The organism is Nocardia sp. NPDC059154 (assembly GCF_042755705.1).
Classification (GTDB): Bacteria; Actinomycetota; Actinomycetes; order Mycobacteriales; family Mycobacteriaceae; genus Nocardia.
Map to the genome: position 1 here is coordinate 50,716 of NZ_JBHZCS010000035.1, position 24,590 is coordinate 75,305.

The 24,590-nt window shown below is 72.1% G+C and carries 2 protein-coding genes (1 of these 2 running past the window's edge); both read left to right on the plus strand.

The genetic code is table 11. From position 1 onward, the window contains the following. A complete protein-coding gene (locus ACFXN1_RS28005; protein WP_379444649.1) occupies positions 1–18,105 on the plus strand; it encodes a non-ribosomal peptide synthase/polyketide synthase in 18,105 nt (6,034 codons plus the stop codon). Further along, a protein-coding gene (locus ACFXN1_RS28010) for a non-ribosomal peptide synthase/polyketide synthase (RefSeq protein WP_379463703.1) crosses the window boundary here: on the plus strand, positions 18,105–24,590 show its 5' end (the start). It continues 12,408 nt past the right edge of the window; the window shows 6,486 of its 18,894 coding nt (coding positions 1–6,486); it begins with the start codon at positions 18,105–18,107; its stop codon lies beyond the right edge, outside the window. Before ACFXN1_RS28005 ends, ACFXN1_RS28010 begins: the two co-directional genes overlap by 1 nt.

A 24,590-nucleotide genomic window follows, 5' to 3' on the forward strand; every position in this document is an offset into this window, starting at 1 on the left:
ATGACAAGGGAGGCTCTGGTGCAGGGTACGGACTCGAGTGGTCTCGGACCGAGTGAAGTTCCGACGTCGGATGTCTCAGCGCCTTTTCCCCTCGGACCCGCACAGATCGGCGTCTGGTACGCCCAGCTGCTGAACCCCGACGTGCCGTGCAGCATGGCCCAGTACGTCGATATCCAAGGCGATTTCGATGCCGACCTGCTCCTGCGGGTATCCCAGGACGGCGTGCCGATCTGGCGCTCCTCCCAGCTACGCTTCACCGAGATCGACGGACAGCCCTTCCAGTACATCGACGAGTCCGCCGGCCACAACACCCGCGTCATGGACCTGCGGTCGGAGGCCGATCCCATTGCGGCGGCGCATGAATGGATGCGCACCCAGATCGTCCAGCCGGTGAACGTCCTCACCGATGCCGAGCGGCTCTTCGCGCCCGCGCTGATCCGGGTCGCCGATCAGCGCTGGTTCTGGTTCGTGGTCGGCCATCACATCGTGGGCGACGGCTACGCCGCCATGAACACCATGCAGTGGACGGCTCGGCGCTACACCGCCCTGAAGCGCGGCCTGGAACCGGAGACGGTGCAGGTCGGCACGCAGCAGGAGCTGGTCGAGTCCGAGCTGGCCTACCGCGAGAGCAGCCGGTTCCGCACCGACCGCGCGCACTGGGCCGCACGCACCGCCGGCCTGGAGGGCGGCACCACTCTCAAGGGCCGTTCCGCGCCGCCGCGCGCGGGCAATATGCGCTACGGCCAGATCCTGCCCGAGGAGCTGCAGCGGCGCATCGAAAAGTGCGGCGAGCAGCACGATTCCGGTCTGCCCGGGGTGATCATCGCGGCCTTCGCGGCCTATATGGCCCGGCTCACCGGCAAGGACGAGGCGGTGCTGAGCCTGCCGGTGACGGCCCGCACCACCGCGGTGATGCGGCGCTCGACGGGCATGCTGTCCAATATCGTGCCGCTGCGGATTCCGGTCCGGGACGAGACCACCTGGGGTGAGCTGCTCACCTCGGCGCGGGTGGAGATCTCGGGCGCGCTGCGCCACCAGCGCTACCGTCACGAGGACATCCACCGCGACGCCGAACAGCAGGGCAGCCCGGCCTCGCGCGCGCTGTTCGGCCCGATGGTCAATGTCATGCTGTTCCATCCCCAGCTGGAGTTCGGGGATATCCAGGCGCGCCTGCACCTGTTGTCCTCCAGCCCGATCGAGGACATGAGCCTCAATCTCTTCTACGGGGAGAACGACCGGATCCACCTCGATCTCGAGGTGAACCCGAACCTGTACACCAGCGCGGAGAACGTCCGCCACCACCGGCGCTTCCTGACCTTCCTGGAGCGGCTGGTCGGCCTGGAGTCGGATGAGCGGCTCGCGGGCGTGGACGTCTGCACCGAGCTGGAACGCGATGTGGTGCTGCGGCTGTGGAACGACACCGCGTATCCGGTGGACGGCCGGGCGACGCTGGTGTCGATGTTCGACGCGCAGGCGGCCCGCACGCCGTCGGCCCCGGCGGTGCGTTTCGCCGGTGAGCCCGCCCGCGATCTCGGCTATGGCGCGCTGGCCGAGCGCGTGAATCGCCTTGCCCGCCACCTGATCTCGCTGGGCATCGGCCCGGAGTCGCTGGTCGCGCTGCACCTGCGCCGGTCGCCGGAGCTGGTGGTGGCCATGTACGCCGTGCAGGCCGCCGGTGCGGCCTACGTGCCGCTGGATCCGGACCACCCGGCCGAGCGCACCGCGCACATCCTGAGGACGGCCGCGCCCGCGCTGGTGCTGACCACCTCGGCCGATCGCCCCGAAACCGATGTCACCGCAGTGGATCTGGACCAGCTGGGCGGCGACGCCCTGGCCGGATACTCGGCCGCGCCGGTGACCGATGCCGAGCGCCGTGCGCCGCTGCGGCCCGCGAACACCGCCTACGTCATCTTCACCTCGGGTTCCACCGGCCGCCCCAAGGGCGTGGCGGTGACCCACGCGGCGATCGTGAACCGCCTGGTGTGGATGCAGCAGACCTACCGGCTCTCCGATGCCGATGTGGTGCTGCAGAAGACGCCGGCCACCTTCGACGTGTCGGTGTGGGAGTTCTTCTGGCCGTTGCAGATCGGCGCGACCCTGGTGCTGGCGCAGCCCGACGGCCACCGTGACCCCGCCTACCTGCGTGCCGTGATCGCCGAATACGGCGTCACCACCGCACATTTCGTGCCGTCCATGCTGGACGCGTATGTATCCGAGTTGGAGCAGTCCGCTCTGGTTCGCGGCGCGTCTCGATTCTGGACTGACGGAGCGGGGGAGCGAAGCGGAGGAGCGGAGGAGGGAAGAATCGAGACCTCCAGCGCCGCGAACCCGCCGGAGCGCAGCGGAGGCAAATTAAGCACAGTGTTCGCTTCCGGTGAGGCGCTGCCGGGCCGGACCGCCCAGCGGTTGCGCGCGCTGACCGGCGCCGAGCTGCACAATCTCTACGGTCCCACCGAAGCTGCGGTCGATGTCACCTTCCATGAGGTGACGGCCGCGGACACCGTTTCCGTGCCGATCGGCGCACCGGTGTTCAATACCCGGCTGTACGTGCTCGACGCACGTCTGCGGCCGGTCCCCGTAGGGACCCCGGGTGAGCTGTATCTGTCGGGGGTTCAGCTCGCCCGGGGCTACGTGGCGCGTCCGGGCCTGACGGCCGAGCGCTTCGTCGCCGATCCGTTCGCCGGCGAGTCCGGAGAGCTCATGTACCGGACCGGCGACCTGGTCAGCTGGACCGACAATGGTGAGCTGGAGTACCTGGGCCGCACCGATTTCCAGGTGAAGGTGCGCGGCCTGCGCATCGAGCTCGGCGAGATCGAGTCGGTGCTGGTGGCCGTGGACGGCGTGTCCCGCGCGGTGGTGATCGTGCGTGACGATCAGCTGGTGGCCTACGTGGTCGCGCCCGCCGAGGTGGACGCCACCCGGTTGAAGGCCGCGGCGGCGCGGGCGCTGCCGGGCTACATGGTGCCGAACGCCTACGTGGTGCTGGATGCCCTGCCGGTCAACGCCTCCGGCAAGCTGGATCGGGCCGCGCTGCCCGAGCCGGTCCGGGTGGCGGTGCGGCACGAGGCGCCGGTCACCGTGACCGAGCAGGCCGTGGCGCGGGTCTTCGGCGAGGTGCTGGGTGCGACCGAGGTCGGCCGCACCGACGATTTCTTCGCCCTGGGCGGCAACAGCCTGATCGCCACCCAGGTGGCGGCGCGGCTGAACGCTGAGCTGGGTTGCCGGCTCACCGTGCGTGAGATGTTCTCCGCCACCGGCGTATCCGAGCTGGCGGCGGTGATCGACGACCAGTTCCTGGACGCCGACGCGGAGGCGGGCAACGCGGTCGCCCTGGTGCGGCGCGAGCGCCCCGAGGCGCTGCCGCTGTCCCCGGCGCAGCAGCGCATCTGGTTCCTGAACCGTTTCGACACCGGCAGCGCGGGCTACAACATGCCGTTCGTGGTGCGCCTGCGCGGCGAGGCCGACGAGGCGGCCATGCGGTACGCGCTGATGGACGTGCTGGACCGGCACGAGGTGCTGCGCACCGTATTCCCTTCGACGGCTTCGGGTTTCGCGGTTCAACAGGTGCTGACGGTCGCCGCGGCGGCGGAGCCGGTGGCGCACGAGACCTGTGACGCCGACGAACTGGACGCGCGTTTGCGCGAGTTCGCGGCGCAGGGCTTCGACCTGGAACGCGAGATCCCGTTCCGTGCACGACTGTTCACCGTCACCGGCGCGGTCGCCTCGGACTGCGGACTGGGCGGTCCGGTCCTGGTGGACGCCGCCGATCTGGACGTGCCCGAGTACGCCATCGCCATCGTGCTGCACCATATCGCCGCCGACGGCCTGTCGCTCCCGGTCCTGGCCCGCGACCTGATCACCGCCTACCTGGCGCGGTCCCAGGGACAGGCCCCGGCCTGGCAGCCGCTGGCCGTGCAGTACGCGGATTACACGCTGTGGCAGCGCGATCGCCTCGGCGCGGCCGACGATCCGGACTCGCTGCTGTCGCGGCAGCTGGACTTCTGGCGGCAGACCCTGGCGGGCGCCCCGGACCTGCTGGAGCTCCCGGCCGATCGCCCGCGTCCGGTGGCCGCCACCGGCCGCGGCGCCAAGCTGGCCGTCGAACTGCCCGCCGAGTTGCACGCGCGTATCTCGGAAACCGCTCGGGCCGAGGGTGTTTCGACCTTCATGCTCATGCACGCCGCGCTGGCGGTGCTGCTCTCCCGCCTGTCCGGCGAGTCGGACATCGTCATCGGCACCCCTGTGGGCGGCCGCGGCGCGCGCGAACTCGACGACCTGATCGGCATGTTCGTCAATACGCTGCCGCTGCGCACCGACGTCGACGGCGCGCTGAGCTTCCGGGAACTCGCGCACCGGGTTCGCGACACCGATCTCGCGGCCTTCGCGCACGCGGACGTGCCCTTCGAACAGCTTGTCGAGGCACTGAATCCGGCCCGGTCGCAGTCGCGCCATCCGCTGTTCCAGGTGGCGCTGTCCTTCACCGCGACCGGAGACATCAGCCTCGAACTGCCCGGATTGCTTGCCACGACGGGTACCCTGGACACCGAGGTGACCAAGTTCGACCTCTCGGTAGCGGTCACCGAAAGCTTCGCCGGTGCCGGTCCCGGGGAAGGTCCGGCACCGGCGGGGATCCACGCGGAGTTCGAGTTCGCGGTGGATCTGTTCGACCACACCACCATCGAGGTCTTCGCACACCGTTTCGTGCGCCTGCTCGAGGCCGTCACCACCGATCCCACCGTGATCGTGGACGCGCTGCCGCTGCTGGCCCCCGCCGAATACACCGATCTGACAACCCGTTCGGGCGGCCCGGTGCGGGCCACCCGGCTGCTGCCGGACATGATGGCGCGCGCCGTGGCCGTCGGCCCGGACCGCGCGGCGCTGATCTCCGGCGAAACCACGCTCAGCTACGGCGAACTCGACGCGACCACCAGCCGCCTGGCCCGCCTGCTGATCGATCGCGGCATCGGCCCGGACGATCTGGTGGCAGTCGGCCTGCCGCGGTCGCTGGAAGCCGTTGTCGCGGTGTGGGCGATCGTGAAGACCGGCGCCGCCTGGCTGCCGGTGGATCCCGCGTTCCCGGCCGAGCGCATCGCGCACATGGTGCGCGACTCGGGCGCGGTCCTCGGCGTGACCGGTTCCGCCGTGGTCGACGGGCTGCCGGAGGTGCTGCCCTGGCTGGTGCTCGACGAGCCCGGATTCCGTGCCGACTGGGCGGGATTCGCCGCCGATCCGGTCGGCGACGCGGAGCGGGTGCGCCCGCTGCGCGCCGGGAATATCGCCTACACCATCTACACCTCCGGCTCGACCGGTGTGCCCAAGGGTGTGCTGGTCACGCACGCGGGCGTACCCGGCCTGGCCGCGTCGCAGTACGAGCGCTACGTCGGTTCGCCGTCGGCGCGGGTGCTGCAGGGCTCCACCCCGAACTTCGACATCTCGGTCGCCGAGCTGCTGATGGCCGTCGAGTCGGCCGGCACGCTGGTGATCGCGCCGCCCGGGGCCACCGTGGGCCCGGAGCTGGCGGAAGTGATTCGCGCGCAACAGGTGACGCACGTGCTGATGACGCCCTCGGCGATCGGCACCATCGATCCCGCCGACGTGCCCGGCCTGCGCCACATCGCGGTCGGCGGCGAGGCCGTCCCGGCGGAGCTGGTGCGGCGCTGGGCCGAGGCCGGGCGCACCCTGGTCGACGCCTACGGTCCCACCGAGACCACCGTCGTCGTGAATGCCAGTGCGCCACTGCCGGCCAACGGTCCGGTGACCATCGGCCGTCCGCTGGCCGGGGTGCGGGAATGGGTGCTCGACGCCCGGCTGCGGCCGGTGCCGGTGGGCATGATCGGCGAACTGTACGTGGCCGGTCCGCAGCTGGCCCGCGGCTACCGCGGCCGTGCCGCCCTCACCGCCGACCGTTTCGTGGCCTGCCCGTGGGCGCCCGGTGAACGCATGTACCGCACCGGCGACCTGGTGCGCTGGACCGCCGATGGCACCGTGGACTACCTGGGCCGCAACGACTCCCAGGTCAAGGTGCGCGGCTTCCGGATCGAGCTGGGCGAGATCGAGTCCGCCGTGGCGGCGCATCCGCTGGTGCGCAGCGCCGCGGTGATCGTGCACCGCGACGCCGTGCGCGGGGATCAGATCGTCGCCTACCTGGTGCCCGAGTCGGCGGGCCTCGACCTGGCCGAGCTGAAGGCCGGGCTGGCGAATCGCCTGTCCGCGTACATGATTCCGGCCGCTTTCATGGTGCTCGACGCCCTGCCGATGACCATCAACGGCAAGCTGGACTACCGCGCGCTGCCCGCGCCGGTCTTCCCCAAGCGCGAATTCCGCGCGCCCGCCACCCCGGTCGAGCAGCTGGTCGCCGATGTCTTCGCCGAGGTGCTGGGCCTGGTCCCGGCTGTCGCGGAGACCGCCGTCGAGACCGTGCCGCCGCGTCCCCGGCCGACCTCGGCCGATGCCGCCGACGCCGGCGAGGCCGCACACGCGGTCGGCGCGGACGACGACTTCTTCGAGCTGGGCGGCAATTCGCTGATCGCCACCCAGGTGACCGCCCGCCTGGGCGCCGCCCTCGACACCCAGATCCCGGTGCGGCTGGTCTTCGAGGCCTCCAGCGTGGCCGAGCTGGCCGCGCGGGTGGCCGAGCTGGCCGGATCCGGTTCCCGCGCACCGCTGGTGGCGGGGGAGCGGCCCGAGGTGGTGCCGCTGTCCTACGCCCAGCAGCGCATGTGGTTCCTCAACCGCTTCGACAACAGCTCGATCGCGGACAACCTGGTCGCGGCCATCCGGCTGGACGGCCCGCTGGACGCGGACGCGCTGGCCGCGGCGGTCACCGATGTGGTGTCGCGGCACGAGACGCTGCGCACGGTGTACCCGGCCGTGGACGGCGTCGGCCGCCAGCTGGTGCTGTCCGCGGAGGCGGCCGGCATCGCCCTGGCGCCCGAGCAGGTGAGCCCGGACGCGCTGGAATCGCGCATCATCGAGCTGGCCGTGCTGCCCTTCGCGGTGGACGAGCAGCCGCCGGCGCGGCTGACCCTGCTGCGCCTGGCGCCGCAGACCCACGTGCTGGTGGTCGCCGTGCACCACATCAGCGCCGACGGCTGGTCCATCGCCCCGCTGACCCGGGATCTCATGGTGGCCTACACCGCCCGCCGCGCCGGCGCCGCGCCGCAGTGGACGCCGCTGCCGGTGCAGTACGCCGACTACACGCTGTGGCAGCGCGCGGTGCTGGGCGACGAGGACGATCCGGAATCGCTGCTGGCGGAGCAGATTCGCTTCTGGCGCGCCGAACTGTCCGGCCAGCCCGACACCCTGGAGCTGCCCAGCGACCGGCCCCGCCCGGCGGTCGCCACCCGCCGCGGCGCGCAGTACCGCTTCGTCATCTCCGCCGAGCGGCACCGCCGCCTGCGCGAGCTGGCCGAGCGTGATCACGCCACGGTGTTCATGGTGCTGCACGCGGCGTTCGCCACGCTGCTCGCGAAACTCTCCGGCACCGCGGACATTTCGATCGGCTCGCCGGTCGCGGGCCGTGGCGAGCAGGCGCTCGACGACCTGGTCGGCATGTTCGTCAACACCCTGGTGCTGCGCACCGAGGTCACCCCGCACCGCTCGTTCCGGGAGCTGCTGGCCCGGGTGCGCGAGGCCGATCTGCGCGCCTTCGCCCACGCGGACGTGCCCTTCGAGCGGCTGGTCGAGGTGATCGCCCCGATGCGCTCGCAGGCCCGCCACCCGCTGTTCCAGGTGGCCCTGGACCTGGCCAATGTCACCCAGCCCACGCTGGAGCTGGACGGGCTGACGGTCTCGCGCATCGATCTGGATCCCGGTGCCGCCAAGTTCGACCTGCAGCTGTCGGTGGGCGACGACGCCGCGACCGGCGAGCTGAGCGCCCAGTTCACCTATGCCACCGACATTTTCGACGAGGCCACCGTGGCGGCCTTTGCGCGGCGGCTGGACGTGGTGCTCGAGGCCGTGACCGACGAGCCGGACCGGCTGGTCGGCGAGATCGACCTGCTCATCGGCGACGAGCGCTCCCGGGTGCTGATGTCCTGGAACGACACCACCCGCGATACGCGAGAGCTGCTGCCCGCCACCGGTTCCGGCGCCGCCACCCTGGTCGACCTGTTCGAGGCCAGGGCGCTGACCTGCCCCGATGCCCCCGCTGTGGAATTCGAGCACGCCGATACCTCCCAACCGGCTACAACTCTGTCCTACGGCGAGTTCGCCGCCCGGGTGCACCGCCTGGCCCGCAAGCTCACCGACTCCGGGGTGACCGCGGAATCCCGGGTGGCCCTGGCCATGCGGCGGTCGGACGACATGGTCGTGGCCATGTACGCCGTGCTCGCCGCGGGCGGCGCGTACGTGCCGGTGGACCCGGACCAGCCGCGCCTGCGCATCGACTACGTGCTCGACGCCGCCGCTCCGGTGGCCGTGCTCACCACCGTGCGCGACGGTTTCACCACCGACCGCGACCTGCCGGTGCTGGCCGTGGACGCCCTCGGCCTCGGCGACTACTCGAGCGCCCCGCTCACGGATGCGGATCGCACTGTGCCGCTCCGTGATTCGAACACCGCCTACGTGATCTTCACCTCGGGGTCGACCGGTCGCCCGAAGGGCGTGGCCGTGCCGCACTCGGCCATCGTCAACCGCCTGGTGTGGATGCAGGCCGAGTACGGCCTTACCGCCGCGGATGTCGTCCTCCAGAAGACGCCGTACACCTTCGACGTGTCGGTGTGGGAGTTCTTCTGGCCCTTGCAGATCGGCGCCAAGCTGGTAGTGGCCGCGCCCGACGGCCACCGCGATCCGGCCTACCTCGCCGGCACCATCGCGCGCAGCGGCGTCACGGTCGCCCACTTCGTGCCGTCCATGCTGGCCGTCTTCGTGGCCGAACCGGCCGCTGCGCTGTGCCTCGGCCTGCGGCAGGTGTTCGCCTCCGGTGAGGCGCTGCCCGCGCCGACCGCGCAGAAGCTGCGCGAACTCACCGGTGCGCGGCTGCACAACCTGTACGGGCCGACCGAGGCCGCGATCGATGTCACCTATCACGAGGTGGCCGACGCGGATACGGCCTTCGTGCCGATCGGCCGCCCGGTGTGGAACACACGCACCTACGTGCTGGACGCGCGCATGAACCCGGTCGCGCCGGGTGTCGCGGGTGAGCTCTATCTGGCGGGCGACCAGCTGGCCCGGGGCTACCTGGGCCGGGCGGATCTGTCGGCGGATCGCTTCGTGGCCAACCCCTTCGGCACCGGCGAGCGCATGTACCGCACCGGTGACCTGGTCACCTGGACCCCCGAGGGGGAGCTGAACTACCTGGGCCGCACCGACTTCCAGGTGAAGCTGCGCGGTCTGCGCATCGAGCTGGGTGAGATCGAGGCCGCGCTGCTGGCGCAGCCGGGCGTCGCGCAGTCGGTCGTGGTGGTGCACGCCGACGCGCACGCCGGTGACCAGCTGGCCGGATACGTGGTCCGCGAACCCGAGGCCGTGGTCGACCTGGACGCGATCAAGACCGCCCTGGCCGCCACGCTCCCGGGCTACATGGTCCCGGCCGCGCTCGTGGTGCTGGATGCCTTCCCGCTCAATGCCTCCGGCAAGCTGGACCGCACCGCCCTGCCGGCCCCCGTCTTCGAGACCGCGGTCTACCGGGCGCCGGAGACGGTGGCCGAGGAGGTCGTGGCCGGTGTCTTCGCGGACCTGCTCGGGGTGGAGCGGGTCGGCGCGTACGACGACTTCTTCGCCCGCGGCGGCAGCTCGCTGCTCGCGGCCCGCGCCGTGGCCCGGGTGGGCGCGGCCCTGGACGCCGAGCTGTCGGTGCGCGACCTGTTCGACGCCCCGACCGTCGCCGGCCTGGCGGCCATCGCGGAGGCCAAGGCGGGCACCGGAACCCAGCTGCCGCTGACCGTGCGGCCCCGCCCGGAGCGGGTGCCGCTGTCGGATGCCCAGCGCCGCATGTGGTTCCTCAACCGCTACCACGCCGATGTGATCGGCACGGGCCCCGGCGCGGCCTCGGACAATATCCCGCTCGTGCTGCGGGTGTCCGGCGTGCTGGACGCCGAGGTGCTCGATGCCGCACTGCGGGACGTGGTTTCGCGCCACGAGACCCTGCGCACCGTCTACCCCGACGGCCCGGACGGCCCCGAGCAGCAGGTGCTGGCGGCGGCCGACGCCGAGCTGCTCACCGCCCGCGTCACCGCGGACGAGGTCCCCGGCCGGGTGGCCGGGATCATCGGCCACGCCTTCGACCTGACCCGCGAAACCCCGTTGCGCGCAGCGCTGTTCAGCGTTTCGGAGACCGATCACGTGCTGGTGCTGGTGGTCCACCACATCAGCGCGGACGGATTCTCGCTGGGCCCGCTGGCCACCGACTTCATGACGGCCTACCAGGCCCGCCGCTCCGGCGTGGCCCCCGCGTGGGCCCCGCTGCCCGTGCAGTACGCCGACTACACGCTGTGGCAGGCCGAGCGTCGCGGCGACGAATCCGATGCGCGGTCCCTGGCGCACCGGCAGCTGGAGTTCTGGCGGCAGCGCCTGGCCGGGCTGCCCGAGCAGCTGGAACTGCCCGCGGACCGGCCGCGTCCGGCGGTCGCCTCGCTGCGCGGCGGCACCCACCGCCTGAGCATCGACTCCGATCTGCACGGTCAGCTGGGCGAATTGGCGCGCAAGCACGACACCACCCTGTTCAGCACCGTGCACGCGGCGCTGGCGGTGCTGCTGGCGCGGGTGTCGAACAGCACCGACATCGCGATCGGCACCCCGGTCGCGGGCCGCGGCGAGCAGGCGCTCGACGGCCTGGTCGGCATGTTCGTCAACACCCTGGTGCTGCGCAGCGAGATCGACCCGCGGGCCCGCTTCGACACCGTGTTGGACGCGGTGCGCGAGGACGACATCGCCGCGCTCTCGCACGCGGAGGTGCCCTTCGAGCGCCTGGTCGAGGTGCTGTCCCCGGCCCGGTCCCAGGCCCGGCACCCGCTGTTCCAGGTGGCCCTGACCTTCCACAACTACGCGCTGCCCACGGTGGAGCTGCCCGAGCTGCGGGTGCACCCGGAGACCCTGGACGCCGGAGTGTCCAAGTTCGATCTCCAGTTCACCGTGCTCGAGACCCACGCCGAGGACGGCCGCGCCGGTGGCATGGACATCGAGATCACCTATGCCAGTGAGCTTTTCGACGCCGTCACCATCGCGGCGCTGGCCGGCCGCTTCGGCCGGGTGCTGGCGGCGGTGGCCGCCGACCACACCGTGGTGGTCGGCGATATCCAGCTGCTGAGCAGCGAGGAGAGCGCCCGCGTACTGCGCGAGTGGTCCGCCACCGGTCCCGATGTCGCCGAATTCACCACTCTCGCCGATCGATTCGCGACCGCCGCCGCCCTCGACCCGGCGGCCCCGGCCGTCCGCGCCGGAGATGTGACCCTCACCTACGCCGAGCTCGACGCCCGCTCCAACCGCCTGGCCCGCTGCCTCATCGCGGCCGGTGTCGGACCGGAATCGCTGGTGGCCGTGGCGCTGCCGCGCACCGCGGAGCTGGCCGTGGCGCTGCTGGCCGTGGTGAAGGCCGGCGGCGGCTACCTGCCGATCGACCCGAACTACCCGGCCGACCGCATCGAGTACGTGATCGACGACGCCCGCCCGGTGTGCGCGATCAGCAGCGGTGACGCGCAGCTGCCGGCCGGCTGGTTCGGCGGACCGGTCGTCTGCCTGGACACCATCGACCTCGACGGCTATGCCGCAGACCCGGTCACCGACCGCGACCGGCGCGCGCCGCTGCGCCCGGCCGACACCGCCTACGTCATCTACACCTCGGGTTCCACCGGCCGCCCCAAGGGCGTGGTGATCCCGCACCGCAATGTGATCCGCCTGTTCGACAATGCGCAGGGACACTACGGTTTCGGGCCCGCCGACGTGTGGACCATGTTCCACTCCTACGCCTTCGACTTCTCGGTCTGGGAGCTGTGGGGCGCGCTGCTGTACGGCGGCAGCGTGGTGGTGGTCGACTACTTCACCTCGCGGTCGCCGCAGCAGTTCCGCGAACTGCTCGCCACCGCGGGCGTGACCGTGCTCAACCAGACTCCGTCGGCGTTCTACCAGCTGATCACCGCCGACACCGAGTCCGATACCGAGCTCGCACTGCGGTATGTGATCTTCGGCGGCGAGGCGCTGGAACCGCAGCGGCTCGCGGGCTGGTTCGCCCGGCACCCGCAGGGCCCGGCGCTGATCAACATGTACGGCATCACCGAGACCACGGTGCACGTGTCCTACCGCCCGATCACCCCGGACACCGGCTCCGCCAGCGTGATCGGCGTCGCGCTGCCGGGTCTGACCATGCGCGTGCTGGATTCGCGACTGCGTCCGGTTCCGGTCGGCGTCCCCGGCGAAATCTATGTCTCCGGTGGGCAGTTGGCGCGCGGTTACCTGAACCGCCCGGCGCTCACCGCCGGTCGCTTCGTGGCCGATCCCTACGGTGGTCCCGGCGAATCCGCCTACCGCACCGGCGACCTGGCACGCTGGACCGCCACCGGCGACCTCGAGTACCTGGGCCGTATCGACCAGCAGGTGAACCTGCACGGCTTCCGGGTCGAGCTCGGCGAGATCGAGGCCGCGCTGCTGCGGGATCCGCAGGTGCGCGAGGCCGCGGTCATCGTGCGCCACGATGCCGCCGTGGACGCCTCCCGCATCGTCGGCTACGTGGTCCCGGCCGTGGACACCGCGCCGTCCACCACCGACCTGCGTGCCTTCGTCGCCCGGGAGCTGCCCGAGCACATGGTGCCCGCCGCGGTGGTGATCGTGGACCGGATCCCATTGACCGTCAACGGCAAACTCGACCGCGCGGCGCTGCCCGCCCCGGTCTTCGAGGGCACCGAGTACCGGCAGCCGGCCACCGTCGCCGAAGAGCTCATCGCCAACGTCTACGCCGACCTGCTGGGCATCGAGCGGGTGGGCGCGGACGACGACTTCTTCGCCCTGGGCGGCTCCTCGCTGCTCGCGGCCAAGGCGGTCGCCCGCATCGGCGCCCTGTTCGACACCACGGTCGGCGTGCGCGCCCTGTTCGAGGCGCCCACCGTGACCGCCCTGGCCGCCCGCGTGCAGGCCGAGGCCGGCGGGCCGAAGCGTCCGGTGCTGGTCGCCGGCGCCCGGCCCGAGCACCTGCCGCTCTCGCCCGCCCAGCAGCGCATGTGGTTCCTCAACCGCTTCGATCGCACGTCCACGGCCTACAACATCCCGCTCGCCCTGCGCCTCGCCGGTGAGCTGGACGCCCCCGCGCTCGAGGCCGCCTTCGCCGCCGTGGTGGAACGCCACGAGACCCTGCGCACCGTCTACCCGGAGACCGCGGACGGGCCCGCGCAGGTGATCCTGCCTGCCGCGCAGGTGGTTTCGGAGCTGAAGCCGGTCGACGTGACCGAGGCCGAGCTGGTGGCCCGGGTCACCGAATTCGCCACCACGACCTTCGACGTGACCGTCGACGTGCCGGTGCGGGTGCTGCTGCTGCGGGTGGTCGACGCCGACGGCGCGCCCACCGGCGATCACGTGCTCGCCGGTGTGCTGCACCACATCTCGGCCGACGGCTCCTCGGTGGTCCCGTTCGTGCGCGACCTGATGGTCGCCTACGACGCCCACCTGGCCGGCTCCCGGCCGTCGTGGACCCCGCTGGCCGTGCAGTACGCCGACTACGCGCTGTGGCAGCGCGCCCTGCTCGGCGCCGAGGACGATCCCGGCTCGGTGGCCGCGGGCCAGCTCGCCTTCTGGCGCGAGACCCTGGCGGGTCTGCCCGATCAGCTGGACCTGCCGGCCGACCATCCGCGCCCCGCGCGGCAGAGCCTGCGCGGCAGCTACATCCGGCTCCCGCTCGACGCCGACCTGCACGCCGGTCTGACCGAGCTGGGCCGCCGTCGCGGCGCGACCCTGTTCATGGTGGTGCACGCGGCTTTCGCGGCCCTGCTGTCGCGGCTCTCGGGCACCAGCGACATCGCGGTCGGCACCCCGATCGCCGGCCGCGGCGACGCCGCCCTCGACGACGTGATCGGCATGTTCGTCAACACGCTGGTGCTGCGCACCCGCACCGACGGCGGCGAACCGTTCACCGACCTGCTGGCCCGCGTGCGCTCGGGCGACATCGCCGCCTTCGGCAATGCCGACGTGCCCTTCGAACGCCTGGTGGAGGTGCTCAACCCGGCCCGCTCCACCGCCCGGCACCCGCTGGTCCAGGTGGGCCTGTCCTTCCAGAACCACGAGCGCGCCGAGCTGCAGCTGCCCGGCCTGACCGTGTCGGAGGTCGAATTCGACACCCACGTGGCGCAATTCGATCTGCACCTGTTCGCGGTGGACCACTACACCGAGACCGGCGCGCCCGCCGGGCTGGAGCTGACCCTCGGCTACGCGCACGACCTGTTCACGGAGGGCACCGCGCAGCGGTTCACCGCCGCGCTGGCGCGGCTGCTGGAAACCGTTGCGGCGCAGCCGGACACCGTCATCGGCGATATCGACCTGCTGGGTGCGGGTATGCGCCAGCGCATCCTGCACGACTGGAACGCCACCGCGCACCAGCTCGCGCCGGCCACCCTGGCCGATCTGGTCGACGCCCGGGTGGCGACGAACCCCGCCGCGGTCGCCCTGCTGGACGCCGGAACATCGCTCAGCTATGCGGAATTCGACGCCCGGGTCAACCGCCTGGCCCGGCGGCTCATCGCCGCGGGCGTCGGCCCCGAGACCGGCGTGGTGCTCGCCATGCGCCGTGGCATCGACCTGGTGGTCGCCATGTACGCGGTGGTCAAGGCGGGCGGTGCCTATGTGCCGATCGACCCGGACCACCCGGCCGACCGCATCGCCTACATTGTCGAAACCGCCGCTCCGGCAGTGGTTCTCAGCACGTCGGCCGACGGCGTGCCCTTCGAGGCCGCGGTCCCGGTGCTCGAGGTGGACCGGCTGGAGCTGTCCGGCCTGTCCGCGGCGCCGATCACCGACGGTGAGCGGGTGCGCCCGCTGCGCCCGCAGCACCCGGCCTACGTCATCTTCACCTCGGGTTCGACCGGCCTGCCCAAGGGCGTGACGGTGCCGCACGCGGCCATCGTCAACCAGTTGCGCTGGCTGCGCGCCACCTTCGAGCTGGACGCGGGCGACCGCGCGCTGCTGAAGACCCCCGCCACCTTCGACCTGTCGGTGTGGGAGTTCTGGTCCGCGCTGACCACCGGCGGCAGCCTGGTGGTGTCCGCCGCGGGCGACGAACGCGATCCCGACCGCCTGCGCGCCCTGATCGAGACGCACGCCGTCACGATCCTGCACCCGGTGCCCTCGCTGCTCGGCATGCTGCTGGCGGGCGGTCCGCTCCCTGCCTCGGTGCGCGCGGTGCTGGCCATCGGCGAGGCGCTGCCGGCCGCGACGGCCGCGGAGTTCCTCGACCAGCACCCCGACAGCGAGAATGCCGAGGGCGCACGGCTGTTCAACCTCTACGGCCCCACCGAGGCGGCGGTCTCCATCACCTCCTACGAGGTGCGCGAGCGGCACCGGCAGGCGGTGCCGATCGGCTCGCCCGCCTGGAACAGCCGGGTCTACGTGCTCGACGCCCGCCTGTCCCCGGTCCCGATCGGCGTGCCCGGCGAGTTGTACCTGTCCGGCGCGCAGCTGGCGCGCGGCTACCACGGCCGCCCGGCCCTGACCGCCGACCGCTTCGTTGCGGACCCCTTCGCCGGCGGCCGCATGTACCGCACCGGCGATATCGTCCGCTGGCGCGCGGACGGCGCGCTCGAGTACATCGATCGCGTCGACTTCCAGGTCAAGATCGGTGGTTTCCGCATCGAGCTCGGTGAGGTGGAGACCGCGCTGTACCGGCAGCCCGGCGTGAGCGCCGCGGTCGCCGTCGCTCGCAGCACCGCCGACGCGGGCGCCCGGCTGGTCGCCTACGCCGCGGTCCCCGGCACCTCCGGGGAACGCCGCGACGAAGTGTCGGCCGCCCTGCGCGCCGCGCTCGCCGCGGAGCTGCCGACGTACATGGTCCCGGCCGCGCTGGTCGTGCTGGACGCCCTGCCGCTGAACGCCAACGGCAAGGTCGACCGGGCGCGGCTGCCCGAACCGGTCTTCGCCGTGGCGGCCTACCGCGAGCCGGTGACCGCGCTCGAGCAGGCCGTCGCCGCGGGCTTCGCGGAGGTCATCGGCGCGGCCGAGGCCACCCCGATCGGCCTGGATGCGGACTTCTTCGCACTGGGCGGCAATTCGCTCATGGCGACCCGCCTGGCCGCCCGGCTCGGCTCGGATCTCGGTGTGCGGGTGCCGGTCTCGGCCCTGTTCGAGGCCCCGACCGTGGCCGGGCTGGCGGGCTGGATCGCCACCGCCGATCCGGCCGAGCTGCTGCCCGCGCTGACCCGCCGTACCGACTCGGGCCCGGCCCCGCTGTCGCTGGCCCAGCAGCGCATGTGGGTGCTCAACCGCCTGCACCCGGAGTCGGGCGCCTACAACGTGCCCGCCGCCGTCCGGCTACGCTCCGTAGACCCGCGCTTCGGCGCGCTCGACAAGGCCGCGCTCACCGCGGCCCTGCGGGATGTGCTGGAGCGCCACGAGATTCTGCGCACCCGCTATCCCGAGGTGGACGGCGAGCCCGTGCAGGTGGTGCTGGAGCTGGGCGAACTCCAGGGCGAGCTCACCCCGGTCCAGGTGTCCGAGAACGAGATTCAGGCCCGCCTGGTCGAGACGGCCACGGCCGGTTTCGATGTCACCGTCGCGCCGCCGGTACGGGTGACGCTGTTCGAACTCGGCCCGGCCGACCACGTCCTGCTGGTGGTGCTGCACCACATCAGCGCCGACGGCTACTCGGTACTGCCCATGACCCGGGATCTGGTGCTGGCCTACACCTCCCGCCTGGCCGGGGACGCGCCCGCCTGGGCGCCGCTGGAGATCCAGTACGGCGACTTCGCCGCCTGGCAGCGCCGCGTGCTCGGTTCGGACGCCGATCCGGACAGCCTGCTGTCGCGGCAGCTGCGCTTCTGGGTGGATGAGCTGTCCTCCGCGCCCGAGCAGCTGGCGCTGCCCACCGACCGCCCCCGGCCGGCGCGGCGCGAGATGCTCGGCGAGACGGTCGATTTCGCGGTCGACGCGGAGACCGTCGAGCGGCTCTCGGCCCTGGCCCGGGCGCACGGGGCCACCCTGTTCGGGGTCGTGCACGCCGCCTTCGCGGTGCTGCTGGCCAAACTGTCCGGCCAGCGCGACATCTCGATCGGCGTCCCGCTCGCCGGTCGCGGCGAGCGGGCGCTGGACGACCTGATCGGCATGTTCGTCAATACCGTGGTGCTGCGCGCCGAGGTGGACGGCAAGCTCGCCTTCACCGATCTGCTGCGGCAGGTGCGCGACCGCGACCTGGCGGCGTTCGCCCAGGCCGACGTGCCGTTCGAGCGCGTGGTGGAGGCCGTGCTGGCCGCCACCGGCCGGGCCCGTTCGGCGTCGGTGAGCCCGCTGTTCCAGGTGGCCTTCGCCTTCCAGAACATGTCGCCGGTGTCGGCGGCGCTGCCCGGACTCACCGTCGAGGCGCTCGACCCCGAGCTCACCGAGGCCAAGTTCGACCTCCAGCTCACCGGCATCGAGCGGCACGACGAGGCCGGCCGGGTGGTGGGCCTGGACATGCGATTCGGGTACGCCACCGACATTTTCGGTGCGGACAGCGTGCGCCTGCTGGCGCAGCGGCTGCTGCTGGTGCTGGACACCGTGGTGGCCGATCCGGAAGCGCCGGTGCGCGACATCGACATTCGCACCGAGGCGGAACGCACGCGCCGCCCCGGCGGCACCCCGGTCAAGGTCACTGCGGCGGTGTCGCACACGAATGCGGCGGCAGCGCCGCAGCAGCCGGCCGACCTGCCCGCCCTGCTCGCCGCCGCGGCGGCGGCCGCCCCCGAGGCGGTCGCCCTCACCCACGGCGAGCACACCGTCACCTATCGGGATCTTGCCGAGAAGATCGCCGTCACCGCCCGCGCCATGGGCGCCGCCGCGAAGCCGGAGGCGCTGGTGAACGTGGCACTCGCCGGATTGGTACCCGGCATTCTGGCCGCTCTCGGCGCGGCCGGACTCCATCAGGCCCTGAGCACGCTCACCGCGGACGCGCAGGCCCTGGTTCTTCGCTCGGAGAGCACGTCGGAAGGAAGCCTCTGATGCACTACGCAGAGTCGATCGCCACCAGCCGGAACGGACGGGTCACGGCCTTGCGCCGAGCCTACGGCGTGGGCGACCTACCATGTCTGATCGCTGTCGTGGCCGAGCTGGACGCCGACCGCATAGCCCTGCGGGACGCCGGCGACACCGTCGCCTACGGCGCCCTGGCCACCGAGATCGCCATGCTCAGCGAGGCCATGGGCGGCGCGCTGGAGCCCGAGGCGCTCATGCAGGTGGTGGTGTCCGGGCAGCTCCCCGGACTGATGAGCGGCGAGGCCGGCGGCCTCACCGCGGCGTTGGAGGCGCTGGTCGACGACGCCGTGCTGGCCGCCTCCGACGTCCTCGACCCCAAGCTGGCCCCGGTCGAGACCCTGAGCACGCAGTTCCGCGCCCAGGTGCAGCGCACCCCCGACGCGGTGGCGATGGAATTCGAGGGCGCGACGCTCACCTACGCCGAATTCGCCACCCGCGTCACGGTTCTCGCGCGGCATCTGCGCGGCCTGGGTGTCGGCCCCGATGTCCTGGTGGGCCTGTCGGTGCGCCGCTCCTTCGAGCTGATGGTCGGCATGTTCGCCATCCTCGAAGCCGGTGGCGCGTACGTGCCCCTCGATCCGGATCACCCGGCCGAGCGCATCTCCTACGTGCTCGAGGTGGCGCAGCCCGCGGTGGTGCTCACCACCACCGCCGACCAGCCCGCCTTCGCCGTCGAGGCCCCGGTGCTGCGCATCGACGAATTCGAGCGCAACGCACGGGAATACGGCATCGACGGTGATCGGCTGCTGTCCCCGGCCGACGATCCCGAGCTGCCCCAGCCGGGCCCGGACAACCTGGCCTACGTCATCTTCACCTCGGGCTCCACCGGCCGCCCCAAGGGCGTGGCCATCCCGCACCGCGCGGTCGTCGCCTTCCTGCGGTGGCAGCAGCGGCAGTTCCGGATCACCGACGACGACGCGGTGCTGTTCAAGACCAGCACCACCTTCGACGCGTCGGTGTGGGAGATCTTCTGGCCCCTGCAGACCGGGGCGCGACTGGTCATCACCACCCCGGACGGTCACCTGGACCCTGCCTACCTGGTGCGCGTCATTCGCGAATCACGGGTCACCACGGCCTTTTTCGTGCCGTCGATGCTGGCCGCGCTGGTGGGCGAGGTCATGCGCAGCGGCGAGGACCTGCCCGATTCCCTGCGCTATCTGCTCACCGGTGGCGAGACCGTCCCCGTCGGAACCGCCGCTGACTTCCGCAGCGTCAGCGGCGCGACCCTGTTCGACGTGTACGGTCCCACCGAGTCCACCGTGGTGGCCACCGCCCACGAGGTCACCGCGGCCGATGTCGACACCATTCCGATCGGCAGCCCCGGCGACGATGTCGAACTGCTGGTCCTCGACACGGATCTGCGCCCGGTGCCGGTCGGCGTGGTCGGCGAGCTGTACATCGCCGGCACCCAGCTGGCCCGTGGCTATGTGGGCCGCTCGGGTCTGACCGCCGAACGGTTCGTGCCCAACCCCGAGGGCCCGTCCGGCGATCGCATGTACCGCACCGGTGATCTGGTGCGCTGGGTCTCCGGTGTGGACGGCGGCCCGGACGAGCTGGAATACGTGGGCCGCAGCGACTTCCAGGTGAAGATGCGCGGCCTGCGCATCGAGCTCGGCGAGGTGGAGTCCGCGCTGCGCCGCGCCGCCGCGGTCGCGCAGGCGGCCGTGCTCATGCACACCCGCCCGAACGGCGAGCAGGCACTGGTCGGTTATGTCGTCGCGGCCGACGGGGTCGAAATCGACAGTGCCGCAGTGCTTTCCACCGCACGGACGCACGTGCCCGAGTACATGGTGCCGTCGCTGCTGGTGGTTCTGCCCGAGATGCCGATGAACGTGAACGGCAAGCTGGACCGGCGCGCCCTGCCCGACCCGGTCTTCGCCGACACCGCCACCGCCTATCGCACCCCGGCCACCCCCGCCGAGGAGGCGGTCGCGGCCATCTTCGCCGATCTGCTGGACCTCACGGTGGTCGGCGCGGACGACGACTTCTTCACCCTGGGCGGCAACTCCCTGATCGCCACCCGCGCCATTGCCCGGATCCGGGAGTCGCTCGGCGTCACCGTGGACGTGCGCGACTTCTTCGAGCGTCCGACCGTGTCCGCGCTGGCGGCGCTGGGCGACGGCGCGGGCCCGGGGGCCCGGCCGCCGCTGACCGCCGGGCCGCGCCCGGACCACATTCCGCTCTCGCCCGCCCAGCAGCGCATGTGGTTCCTGAACCACTTCGCGCGCAGCGAATACGACCCGGCCGCCGATGATTTCGATCCGTCGGCGGTGGACAACATGCCGTTCGCGCTGCGCCTGCGCGGCGAGCTCGACACCGCGGCGCTGGCCGCCGCCTTCGCCGATGTCATCGAACGCCACGAGTCGCTGCGCACCTACTACCCGGCCGCCGACCAGGGCCCCGCCCAGGTGGTGCTGCCCGCCGCCGCGGTGGACCTGACCCCGCGCGAGGTGCCCGAGGACCAGCTGGCCGCGACCGTATTGGCGCTGGCCGCACAGGGATTCGACGTCACCGCCGAGGTGCCGCTGCGCGCCCGGCTGCTGCGCTCGGGTCCCGGCGACCACACGCTGGTGGTGGTGGCCCACCACATCGCCGCCGACGGCGCCTCCATCGGACCGCTGGTGCGCGACCTGGTGCTGGCGTACGTGGCGCGGCAGGCGGGTCAGCGGCCGTCCTACGAGCCGCTGGCCGTGCAGTACGCCGACTACGCGCTGTGGCAGCGGGCCTGGATGGGCGACGAATCCGATCCGGACTCGGTGGCGTCCCGCCAGATCGCCTTCTGGGCAAGCGAACTCGCGGATCTGCCCGCCCAGCTCGACCTGCCCGCGGACCGCCCGCGTCCGGCGGTGTCCACCTTCCGCGGCACCTCGTTCGAGACCGTGCTGGATGCCGACCTGCGCGCCGCGGTCGACCGGGTGGCCGCCGACCACCGCGCCACCCCGTTCATGGTGCTGCACGCCGCGCTGGCCGCGGTGCTGGCCCGGCTCTCGGGCACCGGCGACATCGCCATCGGCACCCCGGTCGCCGGACGCGGCGACCAGGCCCTCGACGACCTGGTCGGCATGTTCGTCAACACCCTGGTGCTGCGCGCCGAGGTGCGCGGCGCGGACTCCTTCGCCGACCTGATCGCCCATGTGCGCGACCGGGATCTGCGCGCCTTCGCCCATCGCGAGGTGCCCTTCGAGCGCCTGGTGGAGGTGCTCAATCCGGCGCGCGCCCGCAACCGCCACCCGCTGTTCCAGGTCGCGCTGTTCATGCAGAACCTCGGCGACCTCACCGCCGCGCTGCCGGGACTGACCGCCGAGGAACTGGACTTCGATCCGGGCATCGCCAAGTTCGACCTGCAGCTGACCGTCGTCTCCGACGGCGACCGCTACCGGGTCCAGTACACCTACGCCACCGACCTTTTCGACGATCACGCGGTGCGCGAGTTCGCCGCCAAGTTCACCCGCCTGCTGAGCGCCGCCACCGCCGACGCCGCGGTGCCGGTGGGCGATATCGAACTGCTCGACGCCGGCGAGCGCGACTACGTCACCTCCAGCTGGAACGCCACCGGCTCCCGCGTCCCGGATCAGTTCCTGCACCAAGGTTTCGACGCGCAGGCGGCCCGCACCCCGCACGCCCGCGCCCTGGTCTTCGGCGACACCGAACTCACCTACGCGGAGTTCTCCGAGCGCGCGAACCGGCTGGCGCGCTACCTCATCGCCGCCGGGGTCGGGCCCGAATCGCTGGTCGTGCTGGCCCTGGCCCGCTCGGTGGAGCTGGTGGTCGCCATGTACGCCGTGCTGCGCGCCGGCGGCGCGTACGTGCCGGTGGACCCGTCCCACCCGGCCGAACGCATCGGCCACATCCTCACCACCGCCGGCCCGCACGCCGTGCTCACCACCCGCCGCGACGGCTTCACCCTGCCCGAAACCGTCGACGTGCCACTGCATCACCTCGACGAGCTGGAGCTGGCGGAGTACTCCGCGGCCAAGATCGGCGACCGTGAGCGGCGCGCCGTCCTGCACCCGGACCACCCGGCCTACGTCCTGTTCACCTCCGGCTCCACCGGCAAGCCCAAGGGCGTCGCGGTCACCCACCGCGCCATCGCCAACCAGCTGGCCTGGATGCAGGCCGAGTACGGCGTCCGCGGCCAGGACGTGTACCTGCAGAAGACCGCCACCACCTTCGACGTCTCGCTGTGGGGCTACTTCCTGCCGCTGCGCGCGGGCGCGACCCTGGTGGTCGCCACCCCCGACGGCCACCGCGATCCCCGCTACATCGCCGAAACCATTGCCCGCCACGGGGTCACGCTCACCGACTTCGTGCCCTCCATGCTCGCGGTGTTCGCCGCGCACGCCGAGGCGGGCGAACTCGATTCGCTGCGTGAGGTCTTCGTCATCGGCGAGGCGCTGCCGCCGGAGACCGTCACCGCCTTCTGGGCCGTCAGCGACGCCGGGGTGCACAACCTCTACGGCCCCACCGAGGCCGCGGTGTCCATCACCTTCCGCGAGGCGCACAGCTCCGACACCCTCACCGTGCCGATCGGTGAACCGGAGTGGAATTCCCAGGTATTCGTGCTGGATTCGCGCCTGCACCCGGTGGCCATCGGGGTGCCGGGCGAACTCTATCTGGCCGGTGTACAGCTGGCCCGCGGCTACCACGGCCGGGTCGACCTGACCTCGGATCGCTTCGTGGCCAACCCCTTCGGCCGGCCGGGCGAGCGCATGTACCGCACCGGCGATCTGGTGAAGTGGACCGAGGACGGCGAGCTGGTCTACCTCGAGCGTCTCGACTTCCAGATCAAGTTCCGCGGCCAGCGCATCGAACTGGCCGAGATCGAGAGCGCCCTGCTGCTGGCGCCCGCGGTGGCGCAGGCCGCGGTGCGGCTCATCACCGCCGACTCCGGCGACTACCTGGCGGGCTACGTGGTCGCGGCCCCCGGCATCGACCTGGATCCCGAGACCCTGCGGGACGGGCTGACCCGGGTGCTGCCGCCGTACATGGTGCCGACCGCCCTGATGGCGCTGCCCGAACTGCCGCTCAACTCCAGCGGCAAGCTGGACCGCAAGGCGCTGCCCGTTCCGGAGTTGCGCGCCAAGAGCTTCCGCGCCCCCGTCGACGCCGCCCAGCGTCTGGTGGCGGCCGTGTTCGCCGAGGTGCTGACCGCCGAGCGGGTCGGCCTGGACGACGACTTCTTCGCCCTCGGCGGCAGCTCGCTCGACGCCGCCCGGGTGACCTCCCGCATCGGCGCCGAGCTCGGCGCCCGGGTGCCGGTGCGCCTGCTCTTCGAGGCCTCCACCGTCGAGGGCCTGGCGGCCGCGCTGGTCGCCGCCAACCCCGACGCCGCCCGCCCGGTGCTGGCCGCGCGCTCGCGCCCCGACCGCATTCCGCTCTCGCCCGCCCAGCAGCGCCTGTGGTTCCTCAACCGGATCGAGAGCGAGGACGGCGAGCACAGCGTCTACAACCTGCCGATCGTCCTGCGCCTGCGCGGTGCGCTGAACATCGCGGCGCTGGAACAGGCCACGCTGGACGTGCTGGCCCGCCACGAGTCCCTCCGCACCACCTACCCGGACTCGGAATCCGGCCCCTACCAGCATATTCTGGATGTGGCGGACATCGGACTGAGCCTGAGCCCGGTTCCGGTCGCCGCCGCGGAGATCACCGGCGCGCTCGCCGCCTTCGCTTCGGCCGGATTCGATGTGACCGGCGAACTGCCTTCGCGCATCGGGCTTTTCGTACTCGACGAGGAGACCGAGGACCGGTCCCCGGAATACGTCCTGGCCGTCGTCGTGCACCACATCGCCGCCGATGCCCTCTCGCTGGCGCCGCTGATCACCGATCTCATGCGCGCCTATACCGCCCGTCTCGCCGACGCCGAACCCGGCTGGGAGCCGCTGGCGGTGCAGTACGCGGACTACAGCCTCTGGCAGCACGAATTGCTCGGCGACGACCGGGAACCGGGCTCGGTGGCGCACCAGCAGCTCGAGTTCTGGCGCGCGACCCTGGCGGGCCTGCCCCCGCAGCTGGCGCTGCCGACCGACCGCCCCCGGCCCGCGACGCCCGCCGATACCGGTGCGTCCGTGCCGTTCTCGGTGGACGAGACCGTCGCCGCCGGCCTGCGCGAGCTGGCCCGGGCCCACGGCGTGACCATGTTCATGGTCGTGCACGCCGCCTTCGCGGCCCTGCTGGCGCGCAGCAGCGGCACCGCCGACGTGGCCGTGGCCTCGCCGATCGGCGGCCGCGGCGAACGCGAACTCGACGCCCTCATCGGCATGTTCGTCAACACCCTGGTGCTGCGCACCCAGGTCGAGCCCGACCTGTCCTTCACCGACCTGCTGGGCCGGGTGCGCACCGCCGACCTGGCCGCCTTCGCCCACGCCGAACTGCCCTTCGAGCGCATCGTCGATGCCCTGGCCGTGGACCGCACCACCGGGGCGCCGCCACTGGCCCAGGTGATGCTGACCTTC

Excerpts from the sequence above, each read along its gene's own strand:
- ACFXN1_RS28005 (WP_379444649.1), top strand. The coding sequence starts at position 1 with ATGACAAGGGAGGCTCTGGTGCAGGGTACGGACTCGAGTGGTCTCGGA.